This is a genomic window from Nocardia sp. FDAARGOS_372, from assembly GCF_002554515.1.
Classification (GTDB): Bacteria; Actinomycetota; Actinomycetes; order Mycobacteriales; family Mycobacteriaceae; genus Nocardia; species Nocardia farcinica.
In genome coordinates this window covers 3,477,608-3,492,440 of the sequence record NZ_PDDW01000001.1, presented here as the reverse complement: position 1 = coordinate 3,492,440, position 14,833 = coordinate 3,477,608, and the positions used below count along the sequence as shown (strand labels likewise).

8 protein-coding genes and 1 pseudogene are annotated in these 14,833 nt (G+C 74.3%); 4 read left to right on the top strand and 5 right to left on the bottom strand.

Features of this window, described 5'->3' with window-relative positions:
- Positions 1-29: 29 nt before the first annotated feature.
- Both CRM89_RS16710 and CRM89_RS16705 read left to right on the top strand, forming a co-directional pair.
- Complete coding sequence (locus tag CRM89_RS16710) at positions 30-773, top strand: ABC transporter ATP-binding protein (RefSeq protein WP_172964531.1); 744 nt, start codon at positions 30-32, stop codon at positions 771-773.
- Positions 773-3,328: an ABC transporter permease gene (locus tag CRM89_RS16705; protein ID WP_098084902.1), complete on the top strand. Its 2,556-nt coding sequence runs from the start codon at positions 773-775 to the stop codon at positions 3,326-3,328. The genes CRM89_RS16710 and CRM89_RS16705 overlap by 1 nt, the downstream gene beginning before the upstream one ends.
- On the opposite strand, the gene CRM89_RS16700 is transcribed toward CRM89_RS16705, so the two are convergent.
- From CRM89_RS16700 to CRM89_RS16680, 5 genes and pseudogenes are all read right to left on the bottom strand, one after another.
- Entirely contained in the window at positions 3,329-3,871 is a 543-nt protein-coding gene (locus CRM89_RS16700) for a hypothetical protein (RefSeq protein WP_098084900.1), read from the bottom strand.
- A gap of 268 nt (positions 3,872-4,139) precedes the next feature.
- Positions 4,140-5,327, bottom strand: coding sequence for a VWA domain-containing protein (locus CRM89_RS16695; RefSeq protein ID WP_098084897.1), 1,188 nt, complete (start codon positions 5,325-5,327; stop codon positions 4,140-4,142).
- Positions 5,324-7,519, bottom strand: a complete 2,196-nt coding sequence (locus CRM89_RS16690; protein ID WP_098084895.1) for a DUF5682 family protein — start codon at positions 7,517-7,519, stop codon at positions 5,324-5,326. Before CRM89_RS16690 ends, CRM89_RS16695 begins: the two co-directional genes overlap by 4 nt.
- Positions 7,520-7,523: 4 nt before the next feature.
- Positions 7,524-8,624 carry an AAA family ATPase gene (locus CRM89_RS16685; protein WP_060594565.1) on the bottom strand — a complete coding sequence of 367 codons (1,101 nt, stop codon included), beginning with the start codon at positions 8,622-8,624 and terminating at the stop codon, positions 7,524-7,526.
- A gap of 603 nt (positions 8,625-9,227) precedes the next feature.
- Positions 9,228-11,465, bottom strand: a pseudogene (locus CRM89_RS16680) (DUF5691 domain-containing protein); the annotation flags it as partial.
- Positions 11,466-11,884: 419 nt separating this feature from the next.
- Between CRM89_RS16680 and CRM89_RS16675 the strand changes: the two are divergent.
- Entirely contained in the window at positions 11,885-14,335 is a 2,451-nt protein-coding gene (locus tag CRM89_RS16675; RefSeq protein WP_229434779.1) for an ATP-binding protein, read from the top strand.
- Positions 14,332-14,790: a hypothetical protein gene (locus tag CRM89_RS16670; protein ID WP_060594568.1), complete on the top strand. Its 459-nt coding sequence runs from the start codon at positions 14,332-14,334 to the stop codon at positions 14,788-14,790. Before CRM89_RS16675 ends, CRM89_RS16670 begins: the two co-directional genes overlap by 4 nt.
- Positions 14,791-14,833: the final 43 nt, after the last annotated feature.

Genomic DNA, 14,833 nt, shown 5'->3' with positions numbered 1-14,833 from the left:
GCGCGGGCCGGGACGACAGACTGGTGGACATGACTTCTCCAGCAGCGGCGGTCGCGGCCCGCGCCATCGACCTGACCAAGGTGTACGGGTCGGCGGACACGCAGGTCAGGGCGTTGGACGGGATCTCCGCCGAATTCGCCAAGGGCGAGTTCACCGCCATCATGGGCCCGTCCGGGTCGGGCAAGTCGACGCTGATGCACTGCCTGGCGGGATTGGACAGCGCCACCTCGGGGACGGTGCGCATCGGCGACACCGATCTCACCGAGCTGACCGACAAGCAGATGACGATGTTGCGCCGGGACCGGATCGGCTTCGTGTTCCAGGCGTTCAATCTGGTGCCGACACTCACCGCGCTGGAGAACATCACGCTCCCGCTCGACATCGCCGGCCGCAAAACGGACCAGGAGTGGCTGGCGACGGTGATCAAGCGGCTCGGTCTCGGCGACCGGCTCACCCATCGCCCCAGCGAGCTCTCCGGTGGCCAGCAGCAGCGCGTCGCGTGCGCGCGGGCGCTGGCAGGCAAGCCGGACATCATCTTCGGCGACGAGCCGACCGGCAACCTCGATTCCCGTTCCAGCGCCGAGGTGCTGTCGATCCTGCGCGCGGCCGTGGACGAATTCGGCCAGACCGTCGTCATGGTCACGCACGAACCGCACGCCGCCGCCTACGCCGACCGGGTGGTGTTCCTCGCCGACGGCCGCATCGTGGACGAATTGCGCGGGCCCACCGCCGAATCCGTGCTCGATCGGATGAAGGCACTGGAGACGGTGTGATGGCGGCCCGTCCGATGCGCAAGGTGGCCTTGCGCAACCTGGCCGCGCACAAGGTGCGGCTGGCGCTGACCCTGCTGTCGGTGGTGCTCGGCACCGCCTTCATCGCCGGCTCGTTCGTGTTCACCGACACCCTCCAGCGCACCTTCGACGGCATCTTCGCCGACGAGGCCAAAGGCGTGGACGTGCGGGTGAGCCCGAAACAGATGCAGTCGTTCGGTGTCCCCCTCGGTGTGGTGGATCAGGTGAGCCGGACCGAGGGCGTGCGGGCGGTGGCGCCGAGCGTCAACGGGCCGCTGGTGCTGCTCGACCCCGAGGGCAAGAAGCCGGTGCAGACCGGCGGCGCGCCGAGCATGGGCGAGTCCTACATCCCGCCCGAGCGCGCGGTGGCCGACGCCGAGACGTTCGTGGCGGGCGTGCCGCCCAGCCGCCCGGGCGAAGTCGCCATCAACACCGGCGGCGCCGAACGGGCGGGCCTGCACGTCGGCGACCGCACGAAGATCCTCATCCCCTCGCAGAGCACCCAGCGGCAGCCCGTGCTCGACGTGACCGTGACCGGCATCTACGAGGTGCCCGCCGACACCGGCGGTTTCATCGGCGTGCTGTTCGACGACGCCCAGGCCCGCGAGTTGTTCACCGACGGCACCCATGTCGCCTACATCGACATCGCCGCCGCCGAGGGCGTGAACGCCGACGACCTGCGCGACCGCATCGCCGCCGCGCTGCCCACGTTCAAGGTGCAGAACGGTGAGCAGGTCCGCGAGGACCTGAAATCGCAGATCTCCGAGGCGCTCAACTTCATCAACTACTTCCTGCTCGCCTTCGGTGCGATCGCCCTGATCGTGGGCACCTTCATCATCTACAACACCTTCTCGATGATCGTGGCCCAGCGGCTGCGGGAGCTGGCGTTGCTGCGGGCGGTGGGCGCGAGCAGACGGCAGGTGGGCGGCTCGGTGGTGGCCGAGGCGCTGGTGATCGGCGTGATCGGCAGCGTGATCGGCCTCGCCGCGGGCATCGGGTTGGCGTTCGGGCTGTCCGCGCTGCTCAACGCCTTCGACCTGGGCCTGCCCACCGGGTCGATGGCGGTGCTGCCGCGCACGGTGCTGGTCGCGCTGCTGGTCGGCCTGGCCGTCACCGTGATCAGCGCCTACGCCCCCGCCCGGCGGGCCGCCCGGATCCCACCGGTGGAGGCGATGCGCGAGGAGTTCGCCAGCGCGGGCGACTCGCTGCGGCTGCGCACGCTCGCCGGTGGTGTGCTGGCCGTGCTCGGCGTGGTGCTGGTGGTGCTCGGCGCGCGCTCGACCGGTGGCAGCGCCGCCGCGACCGTCGGTGTCGGTGCGCTCGGGTTGATCCTGGCGGTCCTGCTGGCCTCGCCCGCGCTGTCGCGTCCGGTGCTGGGCGGGCTCGGGGTGCTGGTGCGGCCCTTCGGCACGGTGGGGCGGATGGCGCGCAACAACGCCGTGCGCAACCCGCGCCGCACCGCCGCCACCGCCTTCGCGCTCACCCTCGGCCTGATGCTGGTCTCGGCGATCGGCATGCTCGGTGCCTCGGCGAAGGCCAGCGTCGGTGTGCTGGTGGACAAGGGCGTGGTGTCGGACTACGTGCTCGCCGGTCCGCAGCAGTCGCAGCTGATCGGGCTGCCGCTCGGTGTGCCGGACGCGGTGCGGGCCGAGGTGCCCGCCGCCGCCGAGGTGGTCGGCTTCCGCGGTGTCGCGGTGCAGGTCGGCGACGACCGGATGGCCGGGGTGGCGCCCGACGGGCCGATGGATCGCGCGCTGAACTACGAGATCCTCAGCGGTACCGGAACGTTGGGGGAGCGCGACATCCTGATCTCGGCGGACGAGGCCGACGAGCACGGCTGGCGCGCGGGGCAGCAGGTCGAGCTGACCGGGCTGGACCGCAACCAGAAGGTGCCGGTCACCGTCGCGGGCGTCTTCCGCGACACCCCGTTGCTCGGTGACCTGGTGGTCTCCCCGACCATCTTCGAGGAGGTCACGCCGCCGTCGTTCCGCAGCAACTTCTTCGTGCTCGTCAACGCCGCCCCCGGCGCCGACCTGGCCGCGCTGCGCACCGACCTGGAGAACGCCACCGCCCAGTTCGCGGTGGTGCAGGTGCAGGACCGCGAACAGTTCAAGGGCGCGCAGGGCCAGCAGATCAACACCCTGCTGGCGATCCTCTACGGCCTGCTGGCACTGGCCGTGGTGATCGCGATCCTCGGCATCATCAACACGCTGGCGCTGTCGGTGGTCGAGCGGCGCCGCGAGATCGGCATGCTGCGCGCGGTGGGCGCGATGCGGGCGCAGATCCGGCGCACCATCTACCTCGAGTCGGTGCTGATCGCGGTGTTCGGCGCCATCGTCGGCGTGCTGCTCGGGCTCGGCATCGGCGTCGGATTCCTGCGCACGCTGCGCGATTTCGGCATCGACCAGATCGCGGTGCCGTGGGGTCAGCTGGTCGCGGTGCTCGTCGCGTCCGCGATCGTGGGCGTGCTGGCCGCGCTGTGGCCGGGCATCCGTGCGGCCCGCACGCCACCGCTCGCCGCGATCGCGGACCTGTGATCAGGTCGCGTGCGCGGCGGTGAGATCACGCGCGCGGCCACCCACGGCGCGCACGGCAGCGGCGAGGGCGACCACGGCGGGCAACGCGCCCGTCTCGTCGAGCGCCGCCGCCCAGGCGGCGCCCGGGTCGATCAGGTCGGCGATCGGGCCGAGTTCGGCGCCGTCGGCGTGGATGCGGGCACCGGCGGCCTGTAATGCGCCCAGCGCCAACGAGGTTCGCGCCGAGACCACCGCGAGGTGGATGCGGCGCACGGGCGCGGCGCCGCCGCCGGGACGCGCAGGCCCGGCGGGGCCGAATTCGAGTACCGGGCCGGTGAGCCGGTTACGCGCCAGATAGCGCTCGGCGCGCGGCGCCAGCCCGGCGGGCAGTTCCACACCGACCACGCGCTCGTCGCAGCACAGCAGCACCTGCTCGCCGGACCGGGCCAGCGTCCACCATCGGCTGCCTCCGCACACCGGCCCGGCCGTGCGTCCGGTGCCCGTGCGGCGCGGGGCCGCCGTCCGGGCATGGTCGACGGCGCCCACCGGGCGCGGCAGATCCATCGGTCGATCACCTCTCCAGATGCGGTGTGGACGCGAACGCGCCGCCGTCGTCGAGCGGCGTCCCGGTTCGAGTGGCGGTGCCGCCGGTGTGAGGGGGACCGGCGGCACCGCCGTCCCGGCGTCGGCTGCCGTTCAGGGGGCTGATGGTCGGTCCCCATACCTCGACCGGGACTGATCCGGATGATTGCGGATCGATTGCCATCGTATGGCGACCGCCACCCCGAAGTGACCGAAACGACGAACATCCCCCGACGCAGGACACCCGTGGCTATCCCGGTCGCCGGTCCGCCCGTCCGGCATTGGCATCGGCCCAGGCGTGCACGTCCCCGCGATCGAGCGCCACCGCCAGCAGATCCGGGAACTTGTCCGGGGTGCAGGCGAAGGCGGGGATGCCGAGTCCGGCCAGGGCGGCGGCGTTGTCGTGGTCGAAGGAGGGGGCGCCGTCGTCGCTGAGCGCGAGCAGGACTACCACCTGCACGCCGGCGTCGCGCAGGGCGTTCATGCGGCGCAGCATCTCGGCGCGGATACCACCCTCGTAGAGGTCGGAGATGAGCACGAACAGGGTGTCGGCGGGGCGGGTGATCAGCGACTGGCAGTAGGCGATGGCCCGGTTGATGTCGGTGCCGCCGCCGAGCTGGGTACCGAACAGCACGTCCACCGGATCGGTGAGCAGGTCGGTGAGATCGACGACCTCGGTGTCGAAGACGACCAGCGAGGTGCGCAGCGACCGCAGCGAGGCCAGCACCGCGCCGAACACCGAGGCGTACACCACACTCGCGGCCATCGACCCGGACTGGTCGACCGCGAGCACCACTTCCCGGCGCACCGCCTGGCTGTTGCGGCCGTAGCCGACCAGCCGCTCCGGCACGACCGTCCGGTGTTCGGGCAGGTAGTGGGCGAGATTGCGGCGGATGGTGCGATCCCAGTCGATGTCGCGCAGCTTCGGCCGGGCGACCCGGGCGGCCCGGTTGAGCGCGCCGCCGACCGCGGTACGGGTGTGTGTCGCGATCCGTTCCTCGATACGGCGCACCACCTGTTCCACCACCGCCCGCGCGGTCGCCTTGGTGGTTTCCGGCATCACCCGGTTCAGGCTCAGCAGGGTGCCCACCAGGTGCACGTCCGGCTCGACCGCGGCCAGCAGCTCCGGTTCCAGCAGCAGTTCGGTGAGGTGCAGGCGGTCGATCGCGTCGCGCTGCAGCACCTCCACCACGGTGGACGGGAAATAGGTGCGGATGTCGCCGAGCCAGCGCGCCACCCGCGGCGCCGACCCGCCGAGTCCGCCCGCGCGCGGTCCGGCGCCCTGCTCGTCGCCGGTGTTGTAGAGCGCGCCGAGGGCGCGGTCCACGGCGACGTCGTCGGCGGACCCGAGCCCGCCGAGTTCCGGCTCGGCGGCCGCGCCGAGCACCAGACGCCAGCGGCGCGAAGCGGATTCGTCGTGCTCGTCGGGTGCGGTCATGACGGGACTCCCAGGATGTCGGCGACCGTGCGCAGGGCGCGGCGGCCGCGCTCGGGGTCGACGGTCGCGGCGGCCACGCGGACGGGGGCGGTGTCGCGCACCGCGTTGCCGATGGCGCGGCGCTCGCCGGATTCGAAGGCGCCGAAGGTGCGCCGCAGCACCGGCAGGGTTTCCAGGAACTGCTCGTCGTCGAGCCCGCGCAGCCAGCCGTCGATGAGGGCGAGCAGGTCGCGGTCGTGCACCAGCAGCAGCCCGCGCCCGCCGAGGAAACCGTCGATCCAGGCGGCCTTCTGGGCGGCGGTGTTGCCGACCGAGAGCGCCGCGGCCAGCCGGGTGGCGGCCGCGTCCGCGGCGATCCGGCCCGCGTCGGTGAGCAGCCGCACGGCCCGTCCGACCAGGGCGCCGTGCACGTCGTCGCGGTCGGCCAGCCGCGCCAGTGCCGCCAGCCAGGTGTCGGTGGCGGCGGCGTCGTCGCGGGTGTGGATGGCCAGGTGGGCGGCGTCGAGCAGGCCGCGCAGCTGCTCGGCGGCCTCGGTGTCCAGGCCGGTGACCGCGCCCGGCAGCCCCGCGCAGGCGCGTACCAGCAGGCCGTCGGCCACCCCGGCCAGCGCCTTGGTGTCGGTGCCGCGCACGTCGCCGTAGCGCAGCGTGCGCACCAGGCCGGGCAGCGCGGCCAGCAGATGGGTGACGTCGTGGTCCAGGGCGGCGACCGTGGCGAGCCGGTCGATCAGGCCGGGCAGGGCGTCGGCGAGATCGGCCGGCAGCGCCTGCTCCAAGGCTTCGGTGAGGTCGGCGAGGGTGCGGTCCGGGGCCGCGGCGGCGTCGAGCACCTTCGCCGCGGCCGCGGTGCGGATCGTCGTGCCCCAGCGCGACGCCTCGATCACCGCGACCGCGAATTCCGGGCGCCAGCGCAGCGTCCACGTCTCGCGGAAGGTGCCGGTGCCGCGCACGTCGCCGGTGGTGCGGGTGCCCCAGCCGATTCCGAGCAGGGCCAGCCGGTGCAGCAGCTGGGAGCGTTCGCGTTCGCGCTCCTTGCGCAGGTCCAGGTCGACGGTGCGGGCGGTGGGTTCCTGTTTGAGCCGCAGCCGCCGGGCGGTGGCGCGCAGGTCGGCGTCCAGCGGCACCGTCGGGGTGTCGTCGGGGACGGTGCCCAGCGCCTCGCCGACGACGAGTTCGGCGGTCACCACCCGCACCATCGTCTCGTCGCCGCCGCACATCACCGACCGCACCGCCTCGGTGACCTCCGACAGTCCGGCCAGCGGCCGGTCGCGCAGCGTGGCCAGCGTCTGCGCCAGCCGGACGGCCTCGATGACGTGCGCGCTCGACACCGGCAGGTCGTGCGCCCGCAACACCCCGGCCACCCTGGTCAGCCACCGCGCGATCGGCTGCTCGGGGGTGGTGAACAGGTGGTGGTACCAGCCGGGGGAGTCGATGCCCGCGCCGTAGCCGGAGGCCGTGGCCAGTCGCGAATGCGTCCACGGCACCCAGGTGAGCGTGGCCTTGATCTTCGGCATGCCCTTGAGCAGCCGGGCATCCGGGGCGGCGGGGCCGAGCGGCCCGGCCAGCGCCGGGGCGTGCCAGGCCCCGCATACCACCGCGAGCCGCCGCGCGCCGCCCTTGAGCGCCTTGCGCATCGCCTGCCGCATGTAGGCCTCGCGGCGCAGGGTGTGCTCGTCGATGTGGGCGGTGTCGCGCAGCGCGCCCATCGCCTCGGTCAGGGCACCGAAAATGGCGGCGTCGGAGGTGGATTCGACGACGGCGTCCCACCAGCGTTCGGCGTCGTCGTAGCCGCCCGCGGCGGCCAGCTCGGCCAGCGGGTCGTCGCGGTCGCCCGGCTCGTGGTCGGCGGCCAGCACCGCGGTCGCGGGCAGATCGCAGAAGCCCACCGGCACCTCGTGCCGCATCGCGTGGTCGAGCGCCTGCCATTCCGGGGAGAACACCGCGTACGGCCAGAACGCGGCGCGGTCGGGCCGGTCCGGTACGTAGGCCAGCAGCGCCACCGGCGGGCGCAGGTCGGCGGAGGCGACGAAGGCGGTGAGCGGGTCGGCGTCGGCGGGGCCTTCGATGAGGATGTGGTCGGGCGCGAACTGTTCCAGCGCAGTGCGCAGCGAACGCGCCGAGCCCGGCCCGTGGTGGCGGATGCCGAACACCTCGGTGACGGCGGTCGCGCGGTCCGGCACAGTGTTTCGCATCGGCCTAACCGGTGACCTCGCGGCACGCGCGATAGAAGTCCGCCCAGTCGGGCCGCTCCCGCACCACGGCCTCGAGGTATTCGGTCCACACCGCGGTGTCGGCGACCGGGTCCTTGACGACCGCGCCGAGCAGCGCGCCCGCGATGTCGGTGGGGCGCAGCACGCCGTCGCCGAAGTGGGTGGACAGCGCGATGCCGTTGGTGAGCACCGAGATCGCCTCGGCGGTGGACAGCGTGCCCGAGGGCGACTTGAGTTTGGTGCGGCCGTCGGCGGTGATGCCCGAGCGCAACTCGCGGAACACCCGCACCACCCGCCGCACCTCCTCGGCCGCGGCGGGCACCGCGGGCAATTCCAGTGCGGCGCCGAGCTGTTCGACGCGGCGCGCGACGATGGCGACCTCGTCGTCCTCGTCGGCGGGCAGCGGCAGCACCACGGTGTTGAAGCGGCGGCGCAGCGCGGAGGACAGTTCGTGCACGCCGCGGTCACGGTCGTTGGCCGTGGCGATCACGTTGAAGCCCTTGGCGGCCTGCACCTCGGTGCCGAGCTCGGGGATGGGCAGTGTCTTCTCCGACAGCACCGTGATGAGCGCGTCCTGCACGTCGGAGGGGATGCGGGTGAGTTCCTCGATGCGGGCCAGCGCGCCGAGCCGCATGGCCGTCAGCACGGGGGAGGGCACCAGCGCCCCTTCGGTCGGGCCCTCGGCCAGCAGCCGCGCGTAGTTCCAGCCGTAGCGCACGGCCTCCTCCGCCGTGCCGGAGGTGCCCTGCACGAGCAGGGTGGAGGTGCCCGAGATGGCCGCCGAAAGGTGTTCCGACACCCAGGTTTTGGCGGTGCCGGGCACGCCGAGCAGCAGCAGCGCGCGGTCGGTGGCCAGGGTCGCCACCGCGACCTCCATCAACCGGCGCGGGCCGACGTACTTCGGGGTGATGACGGTGCCGTCGTCGAGGGTGCCGCCGAGCAGGTAGGTGACCACCGCCCACGGCGAGAGCCGCCAGGAGGGCGGGCGGGGACGGTCGTCGGCCGCGGCCAGCGCGCTCAGCTCCGCGGCGTAGGCCTGTTCGGCGTGCGGGCGCAACAGCTCCGGCGCCGGGTCGGTGGTGGTCACTGCAACTCCTCGAGCATCATCGAGCGGTGGGTGAGGTCGTCGGCGAGCTGGTCGAACGCCCGCTGCCAGGACGGGTCGGCGCAGCGGCCCGCCGCCGACGCGAGGGCGCCGGTCAGATCCACCGGCAGGTGGGTGGCCGCCGCGGTGAGCAGCGACCGGTGCGCGGCGGGACCGGTGCCGTGCGCGCCGCCGCCCTGGGCCGCGATCCGGGCCCGCTCCAGCAACAACAGGATCACGTGCTCGCCCAGGGCGCGCGGCCACGGGTGCTCCATCGCGGGCAGCAGCGCCTCGAGTTCGGAGAGCCAGGAGCTGTCCAGCCGTTGCAGGTGCCGGACCCGATCCCCCCGGGGGCAGCAGCGCGAACAGCTCGCGGCGGCGCAGCAGCGCGGTGTCGGAGGGCACGCCGCCGGCGAACAGCGCCGCCGCCCAGTCCGGGTCGCGCTGGTGCAGGGCGGCATCCAGCCAGCCGTCGAACAGTGGCTGCCGGTAGCGGTCGGCCACCGTCACGCGCAGCGCCGCGCGCGGGTCGTCGAACAGGTCGGTCCAGTGGCTCAGCGGCGTCGCGGCAACGACCTGGCGCAGCCGGCCCGCGCCGACGTCGGGCACGCCGTTCCAGCGGTAGCTGAATTCGACGGTGCGGTCGGTGATGCCGTCGCGGCGGGCGGCGTCGTCGAGATCCTCGGGCACCCGGATGTCCAGGCGGGTGTCCGCGACCCGCACCCAGGCGGCGGCCCGGGCCCGCATCCGCCCCGCGAACCGGGACGAGGGGAGGCGGGTCAGCAGTCCGACGGCGGTGCGGCGGACCTCCGCGCGACGGTCGTCCAGCGCGGACTCGAGCAGCGGCTCGTCGCGCTCGGCCAGACCGTCGGCGAGGATGGCCAGCAGGTCGGCCCGGCTCGATCCCGGTTCCTTCGGCCATGCCGCGCTCAGCCGGTCCAGCGCCGCGGCGGGGTCCCGGCGGCGCAGGTCGGCGAGCCAGGCGCGGCGGCGGGCCTGCGTGCCGAACAACCAGGTGTCCGCGCTCGCGTCGGTGTGGTCCGGCTCGGTGCCCGGCAGCTCCCGCCACGCCGGATTCCGCCGCGCCAGCCACCGGCCCCGGGTACCGGCCAGCCGCAACAGCGGCCCGCGCAGGCCCGGGTCGACCATGGCGACCTCGAGCAGCTGCGCCGACAGTGCCTCCGGTGCGCGGTAGTCGTGCGGTGCGGCGGCGGCGAACCACTCGGGCAGGAACGGTGAACGCGCCCGCAGCATGTCCGACAGCCGCTGCGCGGCGCGGCGGGGCAGCAGGGGGCGCGGATCGTCCGGGGCGGGCGCGGGTGGGGTCGCGGTGCCGGGCAGGCGGCCCGCCCGGTGGTAGACCTCGCGCAGCGCGGCCGACTCCAGCACGGTCAGCGGCGGATCGACGGTGAGCCGGGCGGCCACGGCGGCCACCGGTGCGGGCAGGCTCGCCGGATCCGGCGCCCGCCGGGCGGTGCCGAGCAGGGCGACCGAGGTGAGGTCGTCGGGTGCGGGCGCGGTCTCGGTGACCCGCAGCGGTTCGGGCGGTGCGTCGGCGTCGTCGGCGGCATGGATCTCGCCCAGGGCGAACACCGAGATCGGGATCAGCCCGTCCGGTGTCCATTCCCCGACCACCGTCACCGGATGGCCGCCGGAGATGCCGAGCAGCCGCCAGGGCCGCGCGAAATCCACCAGCGGCAGCGCGGCGCCGGTGCTGTCCACCACCGCGCGCACGTCCTCCTCGGCCACCGGGACGACCTCGCGTACCAGCACCGGCCACGAACGCAGCCACGGATCGGCGGCCAGCGCGGCGGCGTAGTCGGCGAGCGCCGCGCGGCAGCCGCCGGTCTCGTCGGGGGCGGGCAGTGTGGTGAACGGCTCCTCGGTGCCGTGCCGCGCGCCCCACAGCACCCGCAGCGGCGCGGCGCCGGGGTAGAAGTGCACGTCCGCCTCGACCATCAGCCCGGGCGGCGGTGCGGTCACCGGGAAGGTGGGCGCGCCGAAACTGTGCTCGACCAGCTGCGCCCACCGGCGCGTGCGCCTGCCCAGCAGCCAGGTGCGCCGGGTGTGCAGGCGGTCTTCCTCGCTGACCCGGGTGCCGAGGGTCATCCATCGGTCGCGCACGGCCGGTTCGGCCCGCACCCGCTCGGCCGGCATCGGATAGCCGATGTGGGTGCGGACGGCGGCGCGCAGCCCCTCGGGCAGTTCGTCGAGCCTGCGGTGGGCGGCGACCAGCAGGTGCAGCGCCGCGTACTCGGCGAGCACGCGGCGCGGCCAGTCGGCGTCGGCGCGCGCGGTGCCCGCCAGACGGCGCAGCCGGGACGCGACGGCGGGTGCCTGCGCGTCGACCATCCGGGCCGCGATCGCCTCGAACGCGCCATAGGAGCGGTCGGCCTGGGCCAGCCCGGTGCGTACCTGGTCGGCGAGCCAGATGTCGAGTTCCTCCAGCCCCGCCGTCACCCGCTGCCTGCGCTGGGCCGCGGTCGCCGGATCCGGGGTGCCGGTCTTCGCCGACCGGGGTGCGCGGACCGCGGGCTGCGCGGCGAGCGCGAACTCGGGCGCCTGCGCGACCTCCGGTACCGCGCCCTGCGACCAGCGCAGCAGCAGCGACAACGCGTGCTTGCACGGCACCTTGCGGCTCGGGCAGTCGCACCGGTACGACGGGCCGGACACGTCGACCACCGTGGTGTAGGGCGTGGCGGAACTGCCCCGGCACCGGCCCCACACCAGTGCCTGCGACCAGCCGGTGTCGCGCCAGCGGTCGGCGAGCCCGCGGGCGGCGGACAGCGCGGCGGCATCCGGCGCGACAGCGCTCACCCGTTCTTCGGGCCACGGTGCGTTCATCTCGTCCGTTCGTTCCTCCTCGCCTCGATTTCTACCCGAGCTCACCGACAGCACCGGCGGCCGCCCACGGAATTCGCTGTGCCCGGCGCGGATTCGGGCCGATTCTGATCTTGCGCCGGAACACCCGGTCTGGCATTCTGTCCTGTTCGGCTCCGCCGGACCACCCCAACGGGTGCTACGCGTCGAGCCGCCCGCCGGGGTCGGTCGAGGGGTGGACATCGTTTCGGGCCACGGGTGGGCGCCGCGGCACCGCTTCGATGACCATAGCGATCCCCGCGGGCAGGTTCGCGTGTATTCGTCGCCGCCGGTGACCGGTGGGCGGAACCCGCCGGATCGGGTACCGTTTCGCTCGGTTTTCGACAACAGACGCCGGGCGCGCGGGGGGCGCGTCCGGCGATGCGGTGGAGGGGGATCGGCGCGTGGGCTGGAAGCGCGTGGCGGGCACGGCTCCGGCCGCGATGGTCGCGCGCCGGATCGCCGACGATCCGGCCGTTCCGCCCGATGTCCGCGCCGCGGTGCTGGATGCGCTGGGCGCGACCGATCCGCCGCCCGAGCCCGCCGTCGGTGGGCTGTCGGATGTGTTCCTGCGCGCGATCCGGGTGCGTGGTTTCCGCGGCATCGGCGCGGAAACCGAACTGGCCCTGCGGCCCGGGCCCGGCCTGACCCTGGTGGTGGGGCGCAACGGATGCGGTAAGTCGAGCTTCGCCGAGGCCGCGGAACTGGCGTTGACCGGCGGAAATCGCCGATGGGACGGCCGCTCGGCGGCGTGGCGGGAGGGCTGGCGCAATCTGCACGACGGCGCGAATCCTCGGATCGAACTCGAATTGCTCACCGGCGCAGCCGAATCCGCTCCCGTGGTGGTGAAGGAGTGGACCGCGCGGGCCGAACTGCACGAGGCGCGCTGGGTGATGCGCGGCGCCGACGGCGACCCGGCCGAGTTCGACGCCGACGGGTGGGCGCCGGTGCTCGAGCTCTACCGGCCCTTCCTGTCCTACAGCGAGCTCGGAGCGCTGGTCGACGGCAAACCGAGCGACCTGTTCGACGCGCTGCACCAGCTCCTCGGCCTCGACGATCTCATCGCCGCGCACACCCGCCTGCGCGGGCGCAGGCTGGAGCAGGAACGCGCCGTCAAACAGTGCAGGCAGCAGCGCCTCGAGCTGCGCACCGATCTCGCCGCGGTCGCCGACGACCGCGCCGCCCGGCTCCTGGCCCTGCTCGACACCGAGCGCCCGGACCTGGCGGCGGTGGACCGGGAGGTGCGCGGCGGGGCGCCCGGCGCCGACGGCGCCGCCGACCTGCGCGCCATCGTGGCGCTGACCGTGCCGAGCGCCGCGGCGGTCGCCGCGGTGACCGACCGCCTCACCGCCTGCGCGCGCACCGTCCTCGGCCTGTCCACGCCCGCGGCCGAAGCCGACCTGCGCACGGCGGAGCTGCTGCGCCGCGCCCGGGACCACGTCGGCGCCGCGCGCGGGTGCCCGTGCCCGGTCTGCGGGCAGGGCGCCCTCGACGCCGACTGGGCCGCGGCCACCGACGAGACCCTCGCGACCCTGTCCACCCGGTGCGCGCCGCTGCTCGCCGCCTACGCCGACCTGCGCGCCGCTCTGCGCGCGGCCCGCGCCCTGCCCGAACCGCCGCCACCCGAGCTCGTCCCGGGCCCCGCCGTCCCACTCACCGTCGACACCACCGCCGCGCTGCGCGCGTGGCGGCGGTGGGCCGGTGTCCCGGCCGCCGGCGAGGGGTGGCCGGATCGAGCGCGTCCCTCGGCGACGGCGGCCCTGGCCCTGGCCGAGGAGCTGCTCGGCGCGTACACGCAGCTGGCCGACGAACTGGCGGCCTTGCGCAATCGAACCGTCAAGGAACTCGAGCGGGTGGAGGGGGTCTGGGCGCCGTTGACGCCGCGGCTGGCGGCGTGGCTGGATCTCGCGCGGGAGGTGTCGGCGCGGGCGGGGGAGTTGCGCACGCTGCGGCGCGCCGAGGAGTGGCTCAAGGGGATCACCGCCGAGCTGCGCGACGAGCGGATGGCGCCGCTCGAGACGCAGGCGCGCTGGGTGTGGCAGACCCTGCGCCAGCAGAGCAACGTGGAGCTGGGGGGAATCCGCTTGCAGGGCAACGCGGGCAGCGCACGGCGGGTGCTGCTCGACGTGACCGTGGACGAGGTCGACGGCGCCGCGCTCGGCGTGATGAGCCAGGGCGAACTGCACGCACTCGGCCTGTCGCTGTTCCTGCCGCGCGCCACCGTGGCCGACAGTCCGTTCCGGTTCGTCATGATCGACGATCCGGTACAGGCGATGGACCCGGCGAAGGTCGACGGCCTGGCCACCGTGCTCGCCACCGTCGCCCGTACCAGACAGGTGGTGGTGTTCACCCACGACGAGCGGCTGGCCGAGGCGGTGCGCCGGATGGAACTCGACGCCCACGTGCTCGAGGTCCAGCGCCGGGAACGCTCGGTGGTCGAGGTGCGCACCGTCGGCGACCCGGTGCGCCGCTACCTCGACGACGCCCGCTCGCTGGTGCGCACCCCGCAGCTGCCGCCCGCGATCGCCGACGAACTCGTCGCCACCTGCTGCCGGTCCGCGGTGGAGGCGGCCGCGCTGGCCAGGGCCCGGCGCGAGCTGCTCGCCGCCGGGCTCGACCATCGCACGGTGGAGCGGCACGTGGCGGGCGCGCACACCACCCGCGCGATGGTGGCGCTGGCGGTGATGGGCGTCGACTACAACGTCGACCACCTCAACAAGCACCTGGCCCGGGACGGCCGGTGGTTGGTGGAGGCCCTGCGCGATGTGACCGCGGGCGCGCACGTCCCCATCGACCGCGGCATGCGCGCGCTGATCGCCGACACCGAGCGCTTCATCGCCTGGTTGCGCCGATGAGCGACCAGTTCGGGCACCGGCCGCGCCGCCGGCCCCGCCGCGCGCGTGCGCCCCGGCCGACGGTCGCGCAACGGTTGGCGGCGGTGGACCGGTTGCTCGACGGGGAGGTGTCGGACGCGGGTGGCGTGTGGTCGCGCGCGACCGCCTGGATCCTGCGCCTCGCGCTCGAGCAGGCCGTCGACGACCTGTGGCGCCGGGTCGCCCCCGACCTCGTGCGCTGTCCGATGCGGGCCCAGTTGCTGGCCCTGCGGGTGTACGCGACCCCCGCCACCGCCGCCCGGGTGGGGGCCCTGTGGGCCGCGCTGTCACGCGCGGCCCACCATCACGACTACGACCTCGCCCCGGCCGTCGCGGACCTGCGCCGCTGGCGGGAGCAGACCGCCGACCTCGCGGCCGAGCTGGCCACGACCGGTCGCGCACCCGAATTCGCCTGGGTACGTAGGGAACTGGACTGACTCGGCCGCCGCCGTGCGGCGCCGCCGTGGCCAGGTCCTCGGG